Raw genomic sequence first — 22,595 nt, 5'->3', positions numbered from 1 at the left:
CAATCACCTATCTTCATTTAACGATTCAATTAGTGGGAATTTATAGACCTATGCTCGAAAATTGTAAAACTGCACAGGAACGCTGGGGAGGCGTGAGTGAAATAATCGACCGCTGGTTAAAGGAACGCCAGCAAGTACTGGTGCTCTACTGCCAACTGTCGGAAATTGTTGATGAACCTAGCGATACCGCAGGTGAAACACTCAAACGCATGTGCCAACTCATGGTTGACTATGTGTCTGCCGGGCATTTCGAAATATACGACCAACTTGTTCAGGAAGGTCGGGAGTACGAAGACAGCGAAGCCCTAACAGAAGCCAAATCTCTTTTCGGCCAGGTCGACAAAACGACTGAATATGTTCTCGACTTCAACGACAAGTATCAGGAAATAGACGACCTGGACTCACTTTCGCCAGACCTGTCGAAGCTGGGCGAACGCCTAGCTACACGCTTTGAGGCCGAAGACCGCGCTATAGAAGTTCTGCATACTGCCCACAAAGATCAGGTTGCTTAACAGCGCAACTGTTGCCCATTGGTAATTCACTCCCGTAAAACCTGCGCCCACTCAGGCCGCAGGTTTTTTTTCAACTGCTATTCTTAAACCAAATACCACACCAATAACGCGCTTGAAGCCAATTTGCCACAGGCTGTTCGCCAATGTTCAAAGTTACCCATAAATTATTTTTTCCGCTACTGTGCTGCTTGGCACTAGGGGCTTGTGACCATGCCATGCCGCCAAAGCAATCGCTCGAAGTTGCCGTAAAGGGCATGTACGCCTCGGCACTTGCTGAAGACGGCTCCATGGCCATTATTGGCTCCATTCATCACGGCGGCAGCCTGTGGAAACTTAATTCACAAGAGCGACTTTATAACTGGAATCACAGCGACGGCGAAACAACTACAGTCGTCGCAGCCGACTTTTCCAGCGATGGTTTTTGGGGTTTAACCGCCGACCCGGCCACGCTGGTACTTTGGGATACGCGTACAGGAGAGGGCACACGATTTTGGCGCGCCCCCGGTGAAATACTCGACGCCGTACTCGGTCCCGGTGGTAACACAGCCTTACTGGGCTTAAGCGATCACTCTGCTGTGCTCTTTGACATTCAGCGGGGCGGCATTCGACAAACACTTAAACATAGCAACCGCGTACGTAGTGTCGACCTCAGCCAAGATGGCCAGTTGGCGCTGACGGGCAGCGAAGATTACACCGCAGCCCTCTGGGATTTACGTTCGGGCAAGGTTATTACCCGCTTCAAGCACAACGATGATGTGCAACTGGTAAAGCTGTCAGCCGACGGCTCTATAGCACTTTCAGTAAGCAAGTATGACCGCGCGTTACTTTGGCATACACGCACTGGCGAGATTATGGCTGAATTGCCGCTAAAAGCTCAACACCTCAAGCGCGGACTAGCATTCACCGTTGCCCGCTTCAGCGACGACAATGCCTATTTGCTCACCGGCCGACCAGATCAAATCGTTCAACTGTGGAAATTGCCAGAAGCGGCAGAAATTGCACGCTGGGAATTACCCAAACGCGACAAATGGAAACCCACCAGCGCAGCGGTTATTGCAGTGGCCTTCGACCCGCAGCCTCACCGTTTCCACGCAATTGCTTCTAACGGATTTGTGCACACACTAGAAACAAAAACGCCCGGCGAATTGCCGGGCGCTGATGGTAAATAAACAACAGGAGCTGAACTATTCAGCTTTTGCCGCTGGAGCTGGAACTGCTGGTACTGGCGCAGCTTCGTCTTCTGCTGGATTAATTTCCAGCAACTCAAGTTCAAATACCAACAGGGCATTTGGCTCGATGTCATACTCACCCGTACGGCGATCCATTTTACCATTAGGTCCGTAAGCTAAATCGCCCGGGATATAGAGCTTCCACTTAGAACCAGCAGGCATCAATTGCAGCGCTTCAACCCAGCCAGGAATCAGACTACCAACGAAAAACTTGGCTGGCTCACCACGACCGTAGGAGCTATCGAACTCTTTTCCGTCTAGGGTGGTGCCACGGTAATGGGCCAAAACACGGTCTTTAGCCAATGGCATAGCACCGGTACCGGCGGTAAGAACTTCGTACTGCATTCCAGACTCAGTGGTAACAACGCCCTCTTTCTTAGCATTTTCGTCTAGGAAAGCTTTACCTTTGGCGGTGTTATCTTCCGACAGCTTGTTAGTCGCTTCCTGACGACGAGCTTTCTGCTCTGCCTGGAAGGCACGCATAGTGGCCATTATTTCGTCATCGTTAAACCGAGGTTCAGCATCGGTTTTGACTTCATTAATTGCCAGGGCAATGAGGTCAGGATTTACGTCGAAGCTGGAGGTTTTAGCCTGACGCGCCAAGTTATAACCCAAGATATAACTCATTTTGTCATCCAGCGATTCCATGGTTAAATCTTTCGGCTGCTGGTTCGCCGCATCTTCTTGACAGCCAGCAACAAAAAGAGTCGCAACGGCCACTGTAATCAAAGTAAGTTTTTTCATTTTTTTATGGTCCTGTTATATGGCAGAAATCGAAGCAGATATGCAATAGCACACGACGATTCTGTTTTTTTGTATTGTCGTTAGCCGACATTCACCCAAAGGCTTTCGAAATCTGCAGCGGGGCATGGTTTCGAGAGACACTGTTTTCAAGGGCCTTTCACCAAATGCGCAGGCAGTATACCCAAGCCCAAAGATCGCGGCCAGCCTCACCGCAATTCACTTATGCGCTATGCGGGACGGCTCGCACAAAAATGTCGTACTATTACCAACAATCGCAATGTTAAGCCGAATTTGCTCAGATAGCTGGTACAAATGGCTGAATACTGTAAAAAATATGGCTCTCAAATCAAATTGGACACAAAAAACATACAATTTTCATTTAAACGCAGTTATTATTTTTGCGCCCTTTGGCCCTTCCAAATAAAAGAACTCTTTTCAGGTACTCACTCATGGCAGCAAAAAAGAAAATCCTCGACCCGGTTGTTGAACTAGAAAAACAAATTGCCAAGCTGTCAGCTCAGCTCGACAGTGCGCGCAAGAAGAACCTCGCCACTGCTGACAAAGCTGTTAAATCGGCTACTTCTACTATGGCGAAAGCCAAAACCAAGCTCAGCAGCCTGCAAAATAAAGCAAAAGCAGCAGCAGCAGCCGTTGCCAAAAAGAAAACAGCGGCATCCACAGCCAAGCTCGCCGCCACCAAGAAAGCCGTTGCCGAGCAGCGCGCTGTTGCAGCTGAACTGAAATCCGCACTCAATGCAGCCAAAGCCACTCAGGCTGGGGTGAAAGCGGTGCTGACTCAAGCCGCCGATCTTGCAAAAATCGCCGCTGCCACCGAAAAGCAATTAGCTAAAAAGAATAAGAAAAAGCCGGCAGCCAAAAAAACGGCAACCAAAGCAAAACCTGCAACGGAAGCTGCCATAAAAAAAGCTGGGCCAAAGAAAGCTGCAACTAAAAAAGCGCCTGCAGCTAAACCCGCGGCTAAAAAGCCAGCAGCAAAGAAAGCAGCGGCAAAAAAACCCGTAGCCAAAAAAGCCGCCAACAAGCCCGCAGAGAAAAAAGCGCCAGCCGCTAAACCTGCGGAAACCAAGCCCACCCAAAAAGCAGAAGTAACACCGGCTGTTGTGGCTCCGGCAGCACCGGTAGCAACGCCTGCTGCTCCTGCTCCGGCCCCTAAAACAGTAGAGGCCAAACCCGCTGAGCCTGAAGCTAAACCAATAGCCCTAGAAGCACCGAAGGCTGATATAAAGGTAGCGGAACCCACCCCTGCGGCATCCCCAGTAGAGTCGCCCAAGCCTATAGAACCCTCTACAGGCGGCCTGTTCGACCCCAGCAAAGACTAAGCCGCCACGCTACACGCTAAAAACCCGGCCCACAAAAAAAGCCCGCCTAACTAGGCGGGCTTTTTTTGTGGGCAACCATTACATTAGGCAACCAAAAGCCATTAACCTGGCTGAATAGCTGGCGTGCGTGCATGACGAGTCGCAACGCGAATTAGATGGGCAATTTGATGCGCATCTGGAATTCTCATGAAGTCGAAGTAATATCCCAGGCGCAATGGATTTTCTTCGTCTCTTAATACTTCGTAGAAGCGACGGGTTAAATCCTGCAAGCGATAAACCAATACTTTCTCGATCATCAATTCGGCATTCAGTAACTGCTTGGAGATAACCTTGGCTTGTACCTGGGTAAAACTACCCGCATCTTTCAGATAGCGTCGTACTTCACGGATTTTAATCAGTGTTTCCTGATTAACCGTGTCGATAGTGATTAGTACATCATCAAGAGATTCGCGAGACAGCCATATACCCTCTTCTTCCAGCCAACAGCACCAGAGGATGATATCGATATTTGCGTGGTAGTCATCTTGCAAGCCGATCAGAATATCTTCGACTTCCTTATGGGAAAAAACACGAACAGCGTAGTCCCACAGCGATTCCCCCCAGAGTGCCGATGAGGGTCGGGCAGACATCATTTTCTCGTAAGTTTGGCCTTGTTTGTTTCCGTACATCGCGCAGACTATGCCCTGTTCCTGATTTCGTCCAGTATTGGTTCAAAGTATTGTAAAGCCGTGTGAAATTTGTTGCAGGTGTAGGTCAATACCCTGCTAGGTAATTATTCGGTTTTCGCAAAAACAATATCCCAAACACCGTGCCCCAAGCGCTCCCCTCGAGATTCAAATTTAGTTTTTGGACGATAACCTGGCCTTTCGGCAAAGCAATATTGACTAGCGGCATTGGTATACCCTTCGGCGATACTCAGTATTTCCATACTGTGATCGGCATAATTTTCCCAATCTGTTGCCATATGGAAGCATCCGCCTTCTTTCAGTACACGACGTATCTGCTGGGCAAATTCGGGCTGTAATATTCGCCGCTTGTTATGTTTTTTCTTATGCCACGGGTCGGGAAAGAACAACTGAAAACGGTCAACGTGGTTAAGCGGGATACAATCGGTCATAACATCTACAGCATCGGCCAAATAAACACGCAAATTGGTTAGCTTATCACCACCAGCAAGACTAATAAGGCGCCCCACGCCGGGAGGATGAACTTCAATGCCAATAAAGTTTTTATCGGGCTCCGCAGCCGCCATGGCATACAGCGAGTCGCCCATACCAAAGCCCACTTCCACCACCAGTGGCGCTTCTCGCCCAAAAATCGCTGTCGGGTCGATTACCCCATCAAAGAGGCTCAAACCATACATGGGCCACCAACGGTCAAACGCATTCTTCTGACCATCGGTCATGCGCCCCGCACGAATCACATAGCTGCGAATCGATTTTTTCTTATATTCAGGTTTCATGTGTTTTCAATACTGCGATGAATAAGGACAACCAGCCCAAAATAAACATTAAGCCACCTACTGGCGTTATCGGGCCAAGCCAGCGCGGGCCACCCAATGCAAGAGCGTAGAGGCTGCCGCTGAACATTAATATGCCTACGATCAATAAATAACCCGAAAGGTTCAGCCAGTGACTACCTCCTATATGAATACCCACAAGAGCAACCACTAACAGGGCAAAGGTGTGGTAGTAATGATATTGCACTGCGGTCTGCCAAACCGTTAATAATTGTGGTGCAATCATATTTTTAAGACCGTGGGCACCAAAGGCACCCAGAATGACGGCAATCATACCGCTGGCACTGGCAATTAGCAGAAAGAGTTTTGTGGTGGGCATAAAATTTCCAGAGCGTAAAAACGTTTTTTCGCTGAAGGCCTGCAACAAGGTGCCACAGCGTATTTACGGGAGCTAAAAACGAGGAGCTTGGTACTACAAAAAGGGCTTGATTGCTTCATCGTCGCCAGAGATACCAACAACTAAACCCTGCGGGCAAAGAAAAAGCCGCAATTTGCGGCTTTTTCCTTTTCCTATAACTATTTAGGTTGGTATCAGGCTTCCATGGAAACGCGTACTTTTTTCATCGCGTTCTTTTCAAGCTGGCGAATACGCTCAGCCGACACACCGTACTGCCCTGCCAGCTCATGTAACGTAGATTTTTCTTCACTCAACCAACGCTGCTGGAGGATATCACGACTGCGATCATCCAGCTGCTCCATTGCCGAAACCAAACCCGCCACGCTGTTTTCTGTCCAGTCAGCCTTTTCCAACAGTGTGGATGGGTCGTAACGACGATCTTCCAAATAGTTGGCAGGTGCCTGATACGCCGTTTCGTCGTCTTCATCGGCACCGGCATCAAAGGCGGCATCGAATGCAGACAAACGGCTTTCCATTTCACGAACGTTTTTTACGTCCACGTTTAAATCTTCAGCAACCGCCTTGGCTTCGCTGTTGGTCAACCAAGCTAGGCGCTTCTTTTTGCCACGCAGATTGAAAAACAACTTACGCTGGGCCTTGGTGGTGGCCACTTTTACAATACGCCAATTGCGTAAAATAAATTCGTGAATCTCGGCTTTAATCCAGTGAACGGCAAAACTCACCAAACGAACACCCTTTTCGGGGTTAAAACGTTTTACCGCTTTCATTAGCCCAACATTGCCTTCCTGAATCAAATCACCCTGTGCCAGCCCGTAGCCAGCATAGGATTTGGCAATATGAACAACGAAACGCAGATGCGCCATAACCAGACGGCGCGCAGCCTCTAGGTTCTCACGATAATACAAATCTTCGCCTAACTGCTTCTCTTCTTCTGCAGTCAGCACAGAGAATTTGTTCACGGCCTGCATGTAGGCATTCAGGTTCTGCCCTGGAGCCAGTATTTCCACAGTCTGTAAACTTTTGCCCATTCGGCATTCCTCCAACAATGATGTTTGGCTCTCCAACGAACCAGTTGGAGAATTCTAGGCGGATATTCAAGAATTTCAAGGGTTTGGACAGATCAACCTGCAATAAATTCCAATTCTGTCACTAAGAAGCTAACGTGGCTCGATTTGTGCGAGATGCCTACCTACCGCCAACCAAGCCCCCAGCCACCCTAATAGAGTGCCTGCAGCTAATAGCTGCAGGCCGCCTTTGGCACCCAGCGCCTGAAGCTGGAAGTCACTCTGATAAAGGCTTGCCAGCCGGCCTGCTGTATCATCGATTATCCAGAAGCCTAGGGCAACAATGAGTGAAGCCAATACACCGCCGAAGAATCCATACCAGCCACCACTGTACAAGAAAGGCCTGCGCACAAAGCCGTTGGTGCCACCCACCAGCTTGGATACGATGATTTCTTCGCGACGGTTTTCTATGGCTAAACGGATTGTATTGCCTACGGCCAAGAGCACGCCCAAGCCCAGTAAACCTGCAAGCGCGGCGACAATTTTCTTGCCGAGCACCATCAGTTCGCGCAATCGCCTTATCCACTCCATATCCATGGACACTTCATCGACTATAGCTTCAGCCGTGATGCGCTCGCCCAAGAGCTTCAGCTGCGCCGGTTCAACCGCTACAACGGCTGGGGTAATAATGAGTGTTGCCGGCAGTGGGTTATCCTCCAACGCCTCAAGTGCTTCACCAAACCCAGAAAGACGCTGAAAGTCTGCCAATACCGCGTCTGCAGACAAATACTCCACAGCGTTTATCTCGGGCATTAATTTGAGTTTTTCCACCAATAACTGAATAGCGGTATCCCGCGCCCGCAGGTTGAGGTATACCGAAATTTTGGGGCTGGCATCCCAGTTATCGCCCAGCTGTTGGATATTGCCCAACGCCAGCAACAGCGTCATGGGTAATGCCAACGCAATGGCGACCACCAACGAGGTCATTAGCGTTTGCCCTGGCGTGGCCATCAAACGCACCAGGCTGCCAAAAAATGTGCTGCGGTGATGAGCCCAGTAACTGCGCGACTTATCGCCAAAGCTGGTTTTACTCTGCACCGCCCCGGTGTCAAATTTAGCCATTAGCCTGCACCTCGGTTGCCGGCGGCGGCAATAAGCCATCGTGAATTAACTCGCCTTTTGAGAGCGTTAAAACCCGATGATTGAGGCGGCGTACCAAAGCGATATCGTGGCTGGCGATCATCACGGTTACGCCAAACTGATTAAATTGGCGAAACAAGTTCATTATCTCAGAGGATAGTTGCGGGTCGAGATTACCGGTGGGCTCATCCGCCAACAGCAATGGCGGCTTGTTAACCACCGCCCGCGCGATACCAACACGCTGCTGCTCTCCACCAGAAAGCGTAATGGGGCTGACTTTTTCGCGATCCAACAACCCGACCTTGTCCAATGCCGCTCGAACCCTTCGGCCCACCTCGCGCGACTGATAGCCGGCAATATGCAGCGGCAAAGCCACATTCTCAAATACGGTACGATCGAACAGCAACTGATGGTTTTGGAACACCACACCAACCTGGCGACGGTGGTAGGGAACTTGGCTTTGACGAAGACGGTTAAGGTTACGTCCGGCGATGACCACCTGACCGGTGGAGGAGCGCTCCATCAACATAATGAGCTTCATCAGCGTACTTTTACCCGCGCCCGAATGACCAGTAAGAAACACCAGCTCACCGTCGTCAATATCGAAAGACAGATTACTCAGTGCCTGATGGCCGTTTTCATAGCGTTTACTGACGTTGCTAAAATTGATCACAAGTTGTTATTGTTCTACTAAGTAGCGGCGTATCTACAGTGAAATTAAGAGGCTCAGAGCAAGTGAGCACTCACTTGGGTTGACCAAATAGGGCGTCAATAAAGCTGTCGGCAACAAATGGCTGCAGGTCATCAATGCTTTCGCCGACACCAATGTAACGCACCGGAATCTGGTATTTTTTACTCAACGCAAAGATGATTCCGCCCTTTGCGGTACCGTCTAGCTTGGTTAGCGCCAAACCCGTTATCCCAGCAGCTTCTCGAAAATGGCCGGTCTGGCTTAGAGCATTCTGACCGGTACCGGCGTCGAGCACCAACAATACTTCGTGAGGCGCTGTGGCGTCCAGCTTTCCCATTACGCGTTTGACCTTGGCCAACTCTTCCATGAGGTTACTTTTGTTATGCAGGCGACCAGCGGTATCAGCAATGACGACATCAATACCACGCGACTGAGCCGACTGCACCGCATCGAAAATAACCGAGGCGCTATCTGCCCCGGTGTGCTGGGCCACTACCGGCACTTGGTTACGCTCACCCCAGACCTGTAGCTGCTCGACTGCCGCCGCACGAAAAGTATCGCCGGCCGCCAGCAATACCGATTTCCCCTCATTCTGTAGACGCTTGGCAATTTTACCTATCGTGGTCGTTTTACCCACACCATTAACGCCCACCACCAAAATAACGAAGGGCTTGAAGGCGGTATCGATAACCAGCGGTGCTTCTACGTCCTGCAACAAACTCTTCAGCGATTGTTTCAAAGCCTCAAATAAGGCGTCCGAATCCGCCAATTGTTTACGCGACGCCCTATCCGTCAGGTCGTCAATAATATCGGCGGTGGCTTCCACCCCCACATCGGCCATGAGCAACAGAGTTTCAATTTCCTCCAACAGCTCGTCGTCGATCGCTTTTTTACCCAGCAACAGCGCTGCTAAGCCGCTGGAAAGTTGGCCACTGGTACGTGACAGGCCTTTCTTTATACGACCAAATAGACCCAGCGGCTCAACAATGGGCTGCTCGTCGATGGGTTTTTCAACAGATTCGGGAGTCTCGGAGTTGCTTTTTTTACGCTTAAAAAACATGATGACCGCAAATTTCGATGGCTAACAATAATTGGCCCACATCCTACCATTTTGGAGTGACTTCTTTTGCCGTCTAAAAAGAAAAAACCGCAAAAACCTTCAGAATCGAGTATCCGCATCATCGGCGGCCAGTGGCGTGGTCGAAAATTAGCCGTTACCGAGGCCGAAGGGCTTCGACCCACCGCCGACCGCGTGCGCGAAACACTCTTTAACTGGTTAATGGCTGATATTCACGGTAGCCGCTGCCTAGACTTATTCGCTGGCACCGGTGCGCTAGGCCTAGAAGCCCTGTCACGCGGGGCGGCTTTTGTACAATTTGCCGAAACCAATACTCAGGCCGCGCGCCAGCTGGAAGCAAATCTTCAGTTACTCGACGGCATGCATGCCAAGGTATTCGGCGGAGATGGGCTATCGTTGGCGCCACCGAGCGAGCCTTTTGACTTAGTGTTCCTCGACCCACCCTACGCTAGGAATCTGTGGCAGCCAGCACTGACATACTTAGCCGGAAAGGGCCTACTGCACCCCAGCGCCAAAATATATATTGAAGCGCCAAAATCCCACCCGTCGTTCGCAATCGAGGGGCTGTACACACTTAAGGAAAAAACCGCAGGCAGCGTGCGCTACGGTTTATATACGAAAACTTGGGACTGAATACACTTCGGGCTACAATACGCGCCGCCAACCCACAACCAACTTGAGAGCTGTTATGAAGCGAGTTGTTTACCCAGGTACTTTCGACCCAATTACCAACGGTCATATCGACCTCGTTCACCGGGCTTCGAAATTGTTCGATTCCGTGGTTATTGCCATAGCGGTAAGCACGCGCAAGCAGCCACTGTTTACGCTTGAAGAACGTGTTGAATTAGCAACAGACGTGCTTTCGGGCATCAAAAATATCGAAATCTGTGGCTTCAACTGCCTACTGAAAGACCTAGTGGAGGAGAAGCAAGCCTACGGTGTTGTGCGCGGGCTGCGCGCAGTATCCGACTTTGAGTACGAGTTCCAGCTTGCCAACATGAATCGTGTCCTCGCACCCTCAATGGAGAGCCTTTTCCTAACACCCGCCGAGCACCTCTCTTACATCTCCTCCTCTTTAGTGAAGGAGATTGCCTCTCTTGGGGGCGATGTATCCAAGTTTGTGCCAGAGAAAGTACGCGCGGCGCTGGCGGCTAAATACAACTCTGCCGACCCGAAATAGGTCGCCAATCACAATAAAATGTTCTAAAACACTTGCCTATTAAGCGTGGCCAGTAACCTGGCCACTGCTAAACTGGAATAGAAGCTTCAATTCATGGCGCCCACAGGGGCCCAGCTATTCGTTTCGGTTGTTACGCGTGAAATCACTGGCGATAGATCATGGTTCAATAGAGCAAGGGCTGGACCGCCAGGTACTGCTGCAGGCAGGAAAACGCTTCGTCGCCATCAATAGCGACCGCTTACAGCGCCTACGCAACGCTCTAAGTGAACGCCAACAGCGCGTACTCGACGCTTTTCCTCTACTCTTCCACACCAACCACCCGATGATGCCAGGGTACGTGTCTCGCGATACACCCTCACGCCTGTGTAGCTATAAACTGGTTAAAACCGACATCACTTTGGGGCGTAGCATAGCCCGCAGCTTTACCGCCAATATCGATGTCAGCGCGCCGGAAAACATCTACAGCCTGTTTGTTATGGGTAGCGTTGGCACCATTGCTCAAAGCGAAAAAAGTGACCTGGATATCTGGCTGTGCGTAAAGCCCGGGCTCTCCACTCGGGCAGTGGAACAACTGAACCGTAAATGCCTGCTGATTTCAGACTGGGCGATGAAGGTTCGCCTCGAAGTGCATTTCTTTATCATGGATCACGAAGCATTTAAGCGAGGGCAGCAGTCCAGCTTGAACGCAGAATCCAGCGGCAGCGCACAGCGACTGTTACTGCTCGATGAATTTTATCGCTCGGCTATCCATCTGGCGGGACGTAAACCGGTGTGGTGGTTTGTGCCTCCGCAACAGGAAAACAACTACCCGGAGTTCACCTCTACACTGCTGGAAAAACGCTACCTGCGCTCTGAAGCGCAACTGGATTTCGGTGGTATCTCAACCATTCCCGCCGGCGAGTTTGTCGGTGCTGGCATCTGGCAGCTTTACAAAGCCATTGAGTCGCCCTACAAATCGGTGCTCAAACTATTATTGCTGGAAACCTACGTCAATCAACATCCCAATATTCAACCACTCTCGCTGGCATTCAAATCGAGGGTATACGAAGGCGATATCGATATCGACGAGCTCGATAGCTACGTGATGATCTATCGCCAGATCGAGCAGTACCTGCAACAGCAAAAAGACGCAACCCGACTAGAGCTGGCGCGCCGCTGCTTTTATTTCAAAGTGAACAAGCCGCTTTCTAAGCCACCCCATGGTCGGGCGAAATCTTGGCAGCGCTGCCTAATGGAAAAAATGGTACGCCAGTGGGGCTGGAGTAATCGACAAATAGAAACGCTCGACCAGCGCGCTAAGTGGAAAGCCCCGCAGGTGGCAGAAGAACGCGCACTGCTGGTTAACGAGCTGAACCACAGTTATCGTTTTATTCAAGAGTTTGCCGCCGATACCGGCGCCGAGCGGTCTATTTCCACCGAAGAACTCACCGTCCTTGGACGTAAATTGCAGGCGGCGTTTGAACGAAAGCCTGGCAAGATTGAATGGATCAACCCGGGCATATCAGAAGACCTAAGTGAACCCGTAATCTCCCTAACGGCCACCGAAGATAGTGAAAATGCTGTAGAAGTGTGGACCGCCTATGCCCGAGAAGCGGGCGGCGCCCTGACCGGCGAAGGCGAGGCCGTTAAATCGTCATTAAGCTTGGTAGAGCTAGTGCTCTGGTGTTATTTCAACGGCATTATCGACACCAGCACTTATTTCGATTTGCAGGCCGCTGCATCACTTACAGACTTCAACTTGCGCAAACTTCTCACGCAATTCGAACAATGGCTACCGCTTCCCCTGCCACACCTAAACCATAAATCCTTTAACCAAACATCAGAACCGCAGAGCGTTCTATTGTTACTTAATGTGGGCAAATCACCCACCCCCCACCTTGACGGCCTGGGTATACAGCGACTAAGCAACCAGGCCGATGCTCTACGCTACAGCGGATTCGAAGAAAACCTGGTAGTTTCTGTAGACATCATCACCCGCAACAGCTGGAATGAAATTAGCTCCCGACGCTACGACGGTGAACACGCGCTCCTCGATGCTCTACGAGACTTCCTCCAGCATTCGCAACCGGACAGCCATCGCACACCTCCCGAGCTAACGGTGTCTTGCATTGGCCGTAATCATGCGGCAACGATCAGCCAAAGAGTGGAGCGCTGGTTTAAGGAGATTATTCATTGTTATTACGGTGGTCGCTTCCCCGCAACTACCCGCTACCTGTTTGAAATGGCCGGGGACTACTACAGCCTGCAGTTTCGTGGTCCACGCTTACTTACCCGACAGCACTCCAGCACAAAAGTGCTGGAGCACTACCTAGCAGAAGAGCAGGTCTCCATCAGCCCTGTTATGCTCGACAGCCGCGCTCTGCTGCACCACCCACTGCGTACCCTTACATCCGCTATTTCAGGGGACAGCGGCGGACGCGGCTGGTCGGGCGCCATCCATATTTTTTACCAGCGCTTCGACATCGGCATGGAGGTCTATATCATCGATGAGATGGGCGTCATTCTGCACCAGCTCTATCGCGGCTCTGGCCAACACAGCCCGCTCAAACCCCTGCACCGCTTCCTGCGTGCCGTCGCCGACCGACAAACGCGCATGAATCAGGAGCTGATGTATGACTTTGGCATATTCCCCATCCACTTTCACGAATTGAGCAAGATCGGTAACCGCTACCAGGCCCTGCATAAAAGCGTGTCTCGCGAGCTGCCTGCCATCGCTAAGTTTGACGTGAACGCGGTGGCTCACCCCGGCAAAGCCGAGGGTGAACTGGTGTACGATTTTTATTGTGATGATCAGGAATTTCTCGGTATAACTTTCTCTGACCAGCTCTACACGGTGGTCGCCCAATACATTCTCAAACTACGAGCATCACGGGAACATTACCCTGTGTACCTAACCGACTTGGATCTCAGTCTAAGCAAACAACAGCTATCCGAATCCGGAAAACTATCCAGCGCGCACTACTTAAAAATTAAAGACCGGCTCGAATTCCGACTGAATCAGGCGATCGGCATTTTGCTTAAGAACTAAACAGCACCTCTTTTCATATACAGCAGCAACAGCTACTACACCGCTCCCTAAAGCTGTGACTCGAACACCTCACGTAACGTAAACCAACACAAATTTTTTTCGGCAATTGCACCACAGCTAGAGTGCAGGGTTCTGCGATCTCCAGTGAAAGGTTATACTCCGGCCTTTTACTCAGGGGCAAACCATTGTGCGCAAGCTTCACAGCAAACTAAAAGCAACCGCTTCTCCGCTGCGTTTGATCGCAACAGTCAGCCTATTGCTTTTACTTGCCGCCTGCGGACAAAAAGGTCCACTGAAGCTGCCGGAACAGGCGCAAAACCCTGCTGACCAGCCTTCCAGTGAGCCCCAACAGAATTCGAGACAGTAACACCATGCCACATTTTCATTACCAGAGCGGCGGCCTTTACGCCGAAGGCTGTGCCTTGTCCAGCCTTGCCGACCACTACGACACCCCGTGCTACGTTTACAGCCGGTCCGCCCTTACCGAGCACTACCTGGCCTATGCCAACGCCCTTGGTGACCACCCGGGCACCGTTTGTTATGCGGTAAAGGCCAACTCCAATATCGCGGTGTTACAGGTGCTCGCCAAACTCGGCGCAGGCTTCGATATTGTCTCTATCGGCGAACTCCAACGTGTACTCGCAGCCGGTGGCGACCCACAAAAAATTATATTTTCCGGTGTTGGTAAAAAAGCCGAAGAAATGGTATTCGCACTAGAAACCGGTATCGCCTGCTTTAACGTTGAATCCACAGCCGAGCTGGAAGTGCTTTCCGCTGTCGCCACCAACATGGGTAAAACCGCCAATATATCCCTGCGCGTTAATCCCGATGTGGATGCCAATACCCACCCCTATATTTCCACCGGCTTGAAAGAGAACAAGTTCGGTATCGATATTGATACCGCGCCCGCCGTGTATCAACGTGCGGCCGAGCTGCCGGGGCTAAATATTATCGGTGTGGATTGCCATATCGGCTCCCAGCTAACTCAGCTAGAGCCGTTTCTCGATGCCCTCGACCGCTTATTGATGCTAATCGATACGCTGACAGAGAAGGGGGTACACATCCACCACCTCGATTTAGGTGGCGGCATCGGCGTAACCTATAGCGATGAAACACCACCAACCCCTGCAAGCTACTTGCAGGCGGTAAAGCAACGCCTAGGGGATCGCAAGCTGGCCATTATGCTAGAGCCGGGCCGATCTATCGCCGCGAACGCCGGAACGTTACTCACAAAAGTGCTTTACCTTAAGCCTACCGAGCACCGCAACTTTGCCATTATTGATGCCGCCATGAACGACAATATTCGCCCAGCCCTGTATCAGGCTTGGCAAAAAGTTTTACCCTTGGCAGAAAGCTCCAGTGCTGCGCTTCAAGAGTGGGATTTAGTTGGCCCCGTATGCGAAACCGGCGATTTTCTTGCTAAGGATCGCAACTTGGCACTGAAAGCGGGTGATCACCTAGCTTTAATGTCCAGCGGCGCCTACGGTTTTGTAATGAGTTCCAACTACAATACCCGCGGACGCGCAGCAGAAGTACTGGTCGATGGTGACAAGCATTATCTTATTCGCGCACGCGAAACCTTCGAAGATATGACTCGGGGTGAGCAGCTACTTCCAAGTGAGGAGCTAAGCTGATGCGCTTAAGGTTTACCAAAATGCAGGGGATTGGTAACGACTTTGTTATGATCGATGCTATCAGCCAAAAAGTAACCGTAACTCCCGAGCGAGCAAGCAAATTGGCCGATCGCCATTTTGGCGTTGGCTGCGATCAAGTATTGATCGTTGAAGCACCAGACAACCCAGAAGCCGACTTTCGCTATCGCATCTTCAACTCTAACGGTAGCGAAGTGGAAAACTGCGGCAACGGCGCGCGCTGCTTTGCGGTATTTGTTCGCCAACGCCAGCTCACCAGTAAAAACTGCATTGTCGTAGAAACGGCAAGCGGCTTAATGACCCTGCATGTACTCGCTAACAATCAAGTGTGCGTCGATATGGGCGTGCCCGAACTTGAACCTGCGAACATCCCTTTCGAAGCCGATTCGACACTACCCGAATACCCGCTCGATGTTGAAGGCCAGGTATTTAATATTGGTGCAGTATCCATGGGTAACCCTCACGCCGTTGCTGTTGTTGACGATGTTAACGAGTTTCCGGTACTCGACATTGGCGCCAAAATTGAGCGCCATCAACGCTACCCCAAGCGAGTGAATGCCGGCTTTATGCAGATACTAGACCGCCGCAATATAAAATTACGAGTATTCGAGCGTGGTGTAGGTGAAACTCTAGCTTGCGGAACCGGCGCCTGCGCCGCCGTTGTGAGTGGCATTGAACGCAATTTATTGGATACCGATGTAAATGTTTCTCTACCCGGAGGTGATCTGCGCATCCAATGGGAGGGGCATGGAAAGCCTGTTATGATGACAGGCCCGGCAACGTCAGTCTTTCATGGCCAAGTAAAAATATGAGCGAATCGCCCATTACCCAAAAACGTGAAAAAATCAGCGCCGATCAGGTAGAGTTCTACTTGAAATCCAACTCCGAATTTTTTAGCGAACGTCCGGAGCTGCTGGCAGACTTGCAGTTACCCCACCAAAGCGGTGGCGCAACTTCATTAGTTGAGCGACAGGTCGCTATTTTGCGCGAACGCAACATGGACATGCGCCACCGTCTCAGCAGCCTGCTAGATAACGCCCGTGAAAACGACAGGCTGTTCGACAAAACCAAACGCCTAGTACTGGCCATGCTCGAGTGTAACGATCTAGGCGACCTTGTAGATGCGCTTTATTACAGCTTCGACAAAGAATTTAATATCCACTACACGCGCCTAATACTGTTTGGCAACAGCAGTACACCGGCAAGCGCCGCTCGCATAGTGTCCGTGCACGACGCTCGAGACTATATTGGCAAGCGTTTGAAACTACCCAACACCGTCAGTGGCGGCATCGACATTAAAGAAACGGAATTTTTATTTGACGATGATTCAGCCAATGTCGGCAGCGCCGCCCTAGCCGTTTTGCAACACGGTAGTCCACTCGGGCTACTGGCCATCGGCAACCAAGACCCAACCTACTACCGCTCCAGTATGGGTACACTCTTCCTCGGCTATATCGCCGAGGTAATGAATCGTTTACTGCCGAAGTATTTGGGATAACAAACAGACGCGCGGCGTCTAGGATCTAGCGCTTTATTATTGTAGGTACCAAATCCCCTTTACGGACGTACCAACAAATGCGTCGAACACAAACATGCTGAATTCAAGCAGCGCCTCAAATGGCAAGGCTCCAGCCAAAACCACTATCGAGGTTTTTGTTAAATCGGCTGTCCACCGTAGTTCGATTCGGGTTTTTTCGGCGGATCGGCCACAACATTGTTGGCCACTCGACTAATTGTGCCGCCACTGGCCAAAAAAGCTTCTATTTCTGCTTGCATCTTAGTCCGCTCGGCTTCTTTAGACGAAAGTGCTTCGCCCGTTAGCGTTAGCGCTACTGCATCAGCTGCGTCGTCAATTGTATCTGCATCACCCATAGTTAACACCCTCATTAAAAATCTTAGCTAACAGCCTCAGCAACACACAAAAAGCCATTCAAAACAGTCGCTACTCATCACGACTAAGCTCGTATTCTGAACACCTGTGAACTGCCAGCACTTAACCCGTGCATTAATCATCGCTAATTTATATAGCTCACAGATTTGGCGCTGTCATTGAATAGGCCGAATTTGGTTAGTTTTTTTTGTTCTAGTGTTAAGGGAAAAATCAGAAAACGGTTATTTGTTAAAAAATATTGCAACCGAAAAATTAACCTGATAATCAACAACGGCGAGCTATAGAGGGAGATTTAGGAAAGGCAAGGATAGCGCCACAGGCTAAAAATGTGGCGCAAAAAAATACCGGCGTGGCTTATACCGCGTCGGGGCCAGTTTCACCGGTTCGAATGCGAACAACATCTTCACAGGGGGTGATAAAAATTTTACCATCTCCAATTTTGCCGGTTTGCGCCGCTTTGGTAATGGCCTCGACTGCCTGCTCTATAAGGTCATCTCCCAGTACCAGCTCCAGTTTTACCTTGGGTAAGAAATCGATAACGTATTCAGCACCACGGTAAAGTTCGGTGTGGCCTTTCTGACGGCCAAAGCCTTTAACTTCGGTCACTGTCATGCCTTGAACGCCAATTTCAGACAGCGCGTTGCGTACGTCATCCAGCTTGAAAGGCTTAATTACGGCTGTGATCAGTTTCATAGGAAATCCTTAAATGCACCTAAATACTCGGTTTTATTGTAGTTGAGGGCCCAAACTGAGGGTATTCCCCCTTTTAAGGGGTTTAATACGGCAATTTACACCGAAGATTCCCCGCCCGCAAGGGGAGCGCCTAACAGACAACCCTGTACTTCTAAGTACGTCAAACATGTGGCTTAGCTGCTACATAGCCTATTAAACTGCCCAGAAACACATTTTAGCCAGCTTACGGTACTTATCCCCTTTGTCCCCACACCATACAACCCTCGGAAACCCTTTAGCACACGCGGGAGCCCAAGATAATTCTAGTGACTAACCTGTACCCCATTACACCGTTGGTGTTTGCATTGGCCGAGCGCAATTCAAACTCAAGTTGGGTCATGGCCGCGAACGCGGGTATCTATCTTCCAGCGCTACCGAAGCGCCCCGAAAATACTAGGCTTCCACGCTCTCGGGAGCGACTGAATGGGAACTGCGTGAAGATTCAAACCTTTCCTCTGGCACCAGTACTTTCATACGTTGCTCCCCACCGAGCGATATGCTTCGATCGGCAATCGTGTAAACATCTCGCTCTAACACTTTTTTGAGGGGGCGATTATCCATGCAATGGAATGTTTTTAAGCCGAAGGTTCTTTTTTCCCGCTTATGGCTGCTTTCCCGCTAAGGGCCTTTCACCCGCTAAGGGCTTCTTTTTAGCTAAGGGCTTCTTTTTAACCAATAGCTATTTCCAGCTAAATAACGCACTCCGCTAACGGCACCTTTGTAGTGCACTACCTTTTACGCAGCTCTGCAGGTGCCTTTAATGGCAAACGGTAATCTCCAAGAAGATGGAAAAGTATGCCCTATTATTAACCCTATTTTTAACCTGATAGCATGCTGACCTAGGTTAGTTGAACACATTTTGAATGCTATGGCCTCGCCACAATATTACTCAAAGACAATCGTGGAATTGACGCATCGCACTCGATTACATTATGTTGGTGGGCAGCTCGTTTAGCGGGGGGCTGATGTAAGCGCATAATAATAAATAGTCTGTCGCATATAGTTACACTCAGGCGCACAAATCAATTTTGTCGGGTAAAACGCATGGATGAATTAGACAATAGTCACCCTATTTTTATTGTGGGCACTGAGCGTTCCGGCTCCAACCTGTTGCGGTTAATACTGAACACACACTCCCACATCACCGTTCCACACCCACCGCATATTATGCATTTTATGGGCAGCCTCGAAGGCCGCTACGGCGACCTCAATGAGCAGGATAATTTTTATCGGCTGGTCGCCGATGTCTTAGGACTTATTGATATTCATATCTACCCTTGGGATGTAAAACTGGATATCGACCAACTGATTAGCCAGGCACCCTCACGTGACCTTTTTGGTGTCTTCGTCACCGTGTATAACGCCTACCTTAAAGCCAGTAATAAAAAGCGCTGGGCCTGTAAAAGTACGTTTATGGTTGAGCACGCCGATGCCATTTTTCGCCTGTTCCCCCACGCGAAATTATTATGGTTGGTGCGCGACCCCCGCGATGTTGCCGTATCCTCGATGCATTCGGTATTCAACCCCTTCCACCCCTATCACACAGCGCGATTGTGGCACGAACAGCAGCAAAAAGGTCTGGCACTAGCCAATGGCCCATACGCTGAGAACGTACTGCAATTGCACTATGAATATTTAATTGCGCAACCAGAAGTCACGGTCAAAAAAATATGCGCTTTTATAGACGAATCCTTTGAGAGCACCATGCTGGCGTTTGCCGAAACGCCAGAAGCGAAGCTCAGCGGTACCCTTTCCGAATCTTGGAAAAACACCGCCAAACCGATTATGTCCAATAATGCCGGTAAGTATAAAAAGCGTTTGTCGAGCATACAGATAAAAACAGTGGAAAGAGCCGCCGGCAAGACGATGGTTAACCTCGGTTACACGCCGGACAATACTGATTGGCAAAGCCATACCATTGGCCCGGTAAGTCGTGCACTATTTGGCGTGCAAGACACCCTATTGAATATCCAAGTGCAAATTAAATCGCTTCTAAACGATAAGAATTTTGGACGACGAATTGCACGGCGACTGTATTTAACCAAATTATCTTGGGTTAGACGATCGCCCCCAACAACGCACAAACACCTCTCAAAATAATAATAAGCACAGGGACATTCGTGTGTTAAAACAGAGCCAGTCATATTCCACCAGCACATCCAGTCGCCGCAGGATAGCCCTATCCGCAGCGAGAAACTTACTACTAAGCGAAAACACACACCTACAGGATCAAAACAAGCTACCGAACATTAACCAAATAACCGATATTGTTCTGGTTGCGACCAGTTCACGCGGTGGCTCTAGTTTTTTTATGGAAATACTGCGCCACTGTTCAGAAATACTGCACCTGCGCGGTGAGGCCATCCCAATGATGCGAATGGCCGGCTTAATGTACCCCGAAAACAATACCGGCTCCGATGCGCTATTCACCAATGCCGGATTTGATATCCCGCTATTACAGCAATTGCTGTTGCGCGAAATGGGTGCAGGTTGTGATCCACATAAAATTACCGACCCGTTAGTGGCAACGCCAGCAATCGATATGACCCGTTTTGCACGCGATCTTTATCTTCGACTGAGTATTCAGTGGCCGGCCGAAGGCTTCGACCCAGATCAAGTGCGCAAGTGCATGCAAAATACGTTTAACCAGTTCAGTAACAAAACTGAACAAAGCATTATTGCGCTGCTGCACAGCAAATTGTTTCACGTACATTTTTTAAACCGCGTACGTGTTCAACACCCCAACGTTAACCCCTACTACTACGATATTCCTGCACAGCTCATTCACAGCCATTACCCAGAAATCCCTACTCCACAAGGTCCACCAACCGATCTATTGATTGAAGAGCCGCCTTTTTTAGCCATTTCTCCTTGGGAGGTAGACACAAACTCCACAGGCACCCACGGCGATAAGCCACCCAGTACCCTCGTGCTCAAAGCCCCTGGTCATGCCTACCAGTTAGCGTTTCTTAAAACTGTTTTTCCCCAGGCCCGGTGCCGAGTTATTCACCTTACCCGTAACCCCGCAGCGGCTATTAACGGCCTTTACGACGGCTGGCTACACCACGGTTTTTTTGTACAGGCAATGCCCGTTGAGCTACAGATAAAAGGCTACAGTGATCAATTTCCACGGTGGGGGAAGCGCTGGTGGAATTTCGATTTACCCCCTAGCTGGGAACAATACACCCACGCAAAACTGGAAGAAGTGTGTGCTTTTCAATGGACAAGCACCCATCAACATATCCAGGATTTTCTCGCCCAACAGCCGCTACCGACATTGCGCGTACGCTATGAAGATCTCATCGGCGGTGAGCAGCGGCGCGAAGCCGCACTGCATAGCGTGTGCACGTGGTTAAATATCAGCAAGCCCGGCACCCAAGCACTGACACACATTCACCCGCCGCCAATCATGACCACTAGCGCGCCTAACCCCGATCGATGGAAAAAACGGGCATCCATTATTCAACCCTTGATTGAAAGCGAATCAATAAAACACCTGGCTCAGCAGCTAGGCTACTAAAGCAGGTCACAATGAGCGATACACCACTTCCCGGTACCTGGGGCGGCCCGGCTTTTAAAGTCCGTAGCCAGCGTCACGAACAGGAACTCAATAATGCACTGTGGCGCAAATGTGGCGTAAACAGTGAATGCGCCGCATTAACGAGCGTTACCCTCGGCTGGCCCGGTGATATTCTCGGCCACATTAGCAACCCCAACGAAGCTTTATTGTTACGCCCCGTAAACCTCCAACGTATACGTGAGCAAACTCTGGCAATTAAAGCCGCCTACGAAGCACAGGGGGTTGAAGTGACAATATCCCGGTGCGACGCACCACTACCCAACTTTATATTTATGCGCGACCTCTACTTCATGACCCCTGAAGGCGCCATACTCGCACGCCCCGCTGCGCAGCAGCGCGCAGGCGAAGAACGCTACGCCGCACGTACGCTCGCCGCCATGGGTGTACCCATCCTCACCACATTGCGGGGTAACTGCTCCTTTGAAGGTGCCGATGCGCTCTGGCTTGATCATAAAACGGTATTAATCGGTACAGATCTGCGTACCAACAACGAAGCCGTTAGCCACATTACTCCGTTACTGGCAACCATGGGCATTGATGTGCTCACCACTTCCATGCCCGGCAATCAGCAACATCTTCTGGGAATAATGAATTTTATTGACCACAATTTGGTCGCCGTGGATAGCAACCGCGCACCACCAGAATTAATTAGCTTGTTAAAAAGCCGTAGCATCGACATCATTGCATTGGAGAACGAACAAGAGCTTCGCGAAAAGCGAGGAATGAATTTTGTTACCCTCAAACCAAGGGAAATACTGATGCCCGCCAATTGCCCCAATATTCAACGGGCATTGCACCGGCACGATGTCACCACCCACCAAGTGGATGTAAGTGAATACCTGAATGCCGGCGGCGGGTTAGCGTGCCTGACCGGCATTATTAGTCGCACATAAAAACCAGCAGGAAACACAGTAGAG

General features: G+C 50.3%; 24 protein-coding genes. 13 read left to right on the top strand and 11 right to left on the bottom strand.

Annotation, left to right across the window (positions count from 1 at the left end; genetic code table 11):
* Window positions 1-50 precede the first annotated feature (50 nt).
* Together rsd and H5336_RS12635 are read left to right on the top strand one after the other, a co-directional pair.
* Window positions 51-512, top strand: a complete 462-nt coding sequence (gene rsd, locus H5336_RS12640) for a sigma D regulator (RefSeq protein ID WP_185234658.1) — start codon at window positions 51-53, stop codon at window positions 510-512.
* 143 nt (window positions 513-655) lie between these two features.
* The gene (locus H5336_RS12635) at window positions 656-1,681 is read left to right on the top strand and encodes a WD40 repeat domain-containing protein (protein ID WP_185234657.1); all 1,026 of its coding nucleotides are present in this window, start codon (window positions 656-658) and stop codon (window positions 1,679-1,681) included.
* A 15-nt stretch (window positions 1,682-1,696) separates the two neighbouring features.
* Here H5336_RS12635 and H5336_RS12630 read toward each other — a convergent pair whose 3' ends face one another.
* Window positions 1,697-2,485, bottom strand: coding sequence for an FKBP-type peptidyl-prolyl cis-trans isomerase N-terminal domain-containing protein (locus H5336_RS12630; RefSeq protein ID WP_185234656.1), 789 nt, complete (start codon window positions 2,483-2,485; stop codon window positions 1,697-1,699).
* Window positions 2,486-2,934: 449 nt separating this feature from the next.
* Here H5336_RS12630 and H5336_RS12625 point away from each other — a divergent pair, with 449 nt between their 5' ends.
* The gene (locus H5336_RS12625) at window positions 2,935-3,825 is read left to right on the top strand and encodes a histidine kinase (protein WP_185234655.1); all 891 of its coding nucleotides are present in this window, start codon (window positions 2,935-2,937) and stop codon (window positions 3,823-3,825) included.
* Window positions 3,826-3,926: 101 nt separating this feature from the next.
* Here H5336_RS12625 and H5336_RS12620 read toward each other — a convergent pair whose 3' ends face one another.
* From H5336_RS12620 to ftsY, 7 genes are all read right to left on the bottom strand, one after another.
* Window positions 3,927-4,493, bottom strand: coding sequence for a TIGR02444 family protein (locus H5336_RS12620; protein ID WP_185234654.1), 567 nt, complete (start codon window positions 4,491-4,493; stop codon window positions 3,927-3,929).
* 104 nt (window positions 4,494-4,597) lie between these two features.
* Complete coding sequence (trmB, locus tag H5336_RS12615; RefSeq protein WP_185234653.1) at window positions 4,598-5,287, bottom strand: tRNA (guanosine(46)-N7)-methyltransferase TrmB; 690 nt, start codon at window positions 5,285-5,287, stop codon at window positions 4,598-4,600.
* Window positions 5,277-5,663 (bottom strand): DUF423 domain-containing protein, encoded by a 387-nt coding sequence (locus H5336_RS12610; RefSeq protein WP_185234652.1) that lies wholly within the window; start codon window positions 5,661-5,663, stop codon window positions 5,277-5,279. Before H5336_RS12610 ends, trmB begins: the two co-directional genes overlap by 11 nt.
* Window positions 5,664-5,875: 212 nt before the next feature.
* Window positions 5,876-6,730, bottom strand: a complete 855-nt coding sequence (rpoH, locus tag H5336_RS12605; protein WP_185234651.1) for an RNA polymerase sigma factor RpoH — start codon at window positions 6,728-6,730, stop codon at window positions 5,876-5,878.
* 129 nt (window positions 6,731-6,859) lie between these two features.
* Complete coding sequence (ftsX, locus tag H5336_RS12600; RefSeq protein WP_185234650.1) at window positions 6,860-7,828, bottom strand: permease-like cell division protein FtsX; 969 nt, start codon at window positions 7,826-7,828, stop codon at window positions 6,860-6,862.
* Window positions 7,821-8,519, bottom strand: a complete 699-nt coding sequence (gene ftsE, locus H5336_RS12595) for a cell division ATP-binding protein FtsE (protein ID WP_185234649.1) — start codon at window positions 8,517-8,519, stop codon at window positions 7,821-7,823. The genes ftsX and ftsE overlap by 8 nt, the downstream gene beginning before the upstream one ends.
* 70 nt (window positions 8,520-8,589) lie before the next feature.
* Window positions 8,590-9,597: a signal recognition particle-docking protein FtsY gene (ftsY, locus tag H5336_RS12590; protein ID WP_185234648.1), complete on the bottom strand. Its 1,008-nt coding sequence runs from the start codon at window positions 9,595-9,597 to the stop codon at window positions 8,590-8,592.
* 66 nt (window positions 9,598-9,663) lie between these two features.
* Between ftsY and rsmD the strand changes: the two genes are divergently transcribed.
* The 7 genes from rsmD (at window position 9,664) to H5336_RS12555 (ending at window position 16,973) form a co-directional block, all read left to right on the top strand.
* Entirely contained in the window at window positions 9,664-10,248 is a 585-nt protein-coding gene (rsmD, locus tag H5336_RS12585; protein WP_185234647.1) for a 16S rRNA (guanine(966)-N(2))-methyltransferase RsmD, read from the top strand.
* 55 nt (window positions 10,249-10,303) lie between these two features.
* Window positions 10,304-10,795 (top strand): pantetheine-phosphate adenylyltransferase, encoded by a 492-nt coding sequence (gene coaD / locus H5336_RS12580; RefSeq protein ID WP_185234646.1) that lies wholly within the window; start codon window positions 10,304-10,306, stop codon window positions 10,793-10,795.
* Between the two features lie 136 nt (window positions 10,796-10,931).
* Window positions 10,932-13,823, top strand: a complete 2,892-nt coding sequence (locus H5336_RS12575) for a class I adenylate cyclase (RefSeq protein WP_185234645.1) — start codon at window positions 10,932-10,934, stop codon at window positions 13,821-13,823.
* Window positions 13,824-14,010: 187 nt separating this feature from the next.
* Window positions 14,011-14,190, top strand: coding sequence for an LPS translocon maturation chaperone LptM (lptM, locus tag H5336_RS12570; RefSeq protein ID WP_221628054.1), 180 nt, complete (start codon window positions 14,011-14,013; stop codon window positions 14,188-14,190).
* A 4-nt stretch (window positions 14,191-14,194) separates the two neighbouring features.
* Window positions 14,195-15,457 (top strand): diaminopimelate decarboxylase, encoded by a 1,263-nt coding sequence (gene lysA, locus H5336_RS12565; RefSeq protein ID WP_185234644.1) that lies wholly within the window; start codon window positions 14,195-14,197, stop codon window positions 15,455-15,457.
* Window positions 15,457-16,287 carry a diaminopimelate epimerase gene (gene dapF / locus H5336_RS12560; protein ID WP_185234643.1) on the top strand — a complete coding sequence of 277 codons (831 nt, stop codon included), beginning with the start codon at window positions 15,457-15,459 and terminating at the stop codon, window positions 16,285-16,287. Before lysA ends, dapF begins: the two co-directional genes overlap by 1 nt.
* Window positions 16,284-16,973 carry a DUF484 family protein gene (locus H5336_RS12555; RefSeq protein WP_185234642.1) on the top strand — a complete coding sequence of 230 codons (690 nt, stop codon included), beginning with the start codon at window positions 16,284-16,286 and terminating at the stop codon, window positions 16,971-16,973. Before dapF ends, H5336_RS12555 begins: the two co-directional genes overlap by 4 nt.
* 158 nt (window positions 16,974-17,131) lie before the next feature.
* On the opposite strand, the gene H5336_RS12550 is transcribed toward H5336_RS12555, so the two are convergent.
* From H5336_RS12550 to H5336_RS12540, 3 genes are all read right to left on the bottom strand, one after another.
* Window positions 17,132-17,347, bottom strand: coding sequence for a hypothetical protein (locus H5336_RS12550; protein ID WP_185235823.1), 216 nt, complete (start codon window positions 17,345-17,347; stop codon window positions 17,132-17,134).
* 373 nt (window positions 17,348-17,720) lie between these two features.
* On the bottom strand, window positions 17,721-18,059 hold the full coding sequence (locus tag H5336_RS12545; protein WP_185234641.1) for a P-II family nitrogen regulator: 339 nt from the start codon (window positions 18,057-18,059) through the stop codon (window positions 17,721-17,723).
* A 432-nt stretch (window positions 18,060-18,491) separates the two neighbouring features.
* The gene (locus tag H5336_RS12540) at window positions 18,492-18,659 is read right to left on the bottom strand and encodes a hypothetical protein (protein ID WP_185234640.1); all 168 of its coding nucleotides are present in this window, start codon (window positions 18,657-18,659) and stop codon (window positions 18,492-18,494) included.
* Window positions 18,660-19,142: 483 nt separating this feature from the next.
* Here H5336_RS12540 and H5336_RS12535 point away from each other — a divergent pair, with 483 nt between their 5' ends.
* Genes H5336_RS12535 through H5336_RS12525 form a run of 3 tightly spaced genes read left to right on the top strand, consistent with a single transcriptional unit; the run spans window position 19,143 to window position 22,571 of the window.
* Complete coding sequence (locus H5336_RS12535) at window positions 19,143-20,198, top strand: sulfotransferase family protein (RefSeq protein ID WP_185234639.1); 1,056 nt, start codon at window positions 19,143-19,145, stop codon at window positions 20,196-20,198.
* 22 nt (window positions 20,199-20,220) lie between these two features.
* Window positions 20,221-21,618 carry a sulfotransferase family protein gene (locus H5336_RS12530; RefSeq protein ID WP_185234638.1) on the top strand — a complete coding sequence of 466 codons (1,398 nt, stop codon included), beginning with the start codon at window positions 20,221-20,223 and terminating at the stop codon, window positions 21,616-21,618.
* A gap of 11 nt (window positions 21,619-21,629) precedes the next feature.
* A complete protein-coding gene (locus tag H5336_RS12525; RefSeq protein ID WP_185234637.1) occupies window positions 21,630-22,571 on the top strand; it encodes a dimethylarginine dimethylaminohydrolase family protein in 942 nt (313 codons plus the stop codon).
* The last annotated feature ends 24 nt before the right edge of the window (window positions 22,572-22,595 follow it).

This window comes from Teredinibacter franksiae, from assembly GCF_014218805.1.
Lineage (GTDB): Bacteria > Pseudomonadota > Gammaproteobacteria > Pseudomonadales > Cellvibrionaceae > Teredinibacter > Teredinibacter franksiae.
The sequence above is the reverse complement of the archived record's forward strand: the minus strand, read 5'-3'. Positions and strand labels throughout refer to the sequence as shown.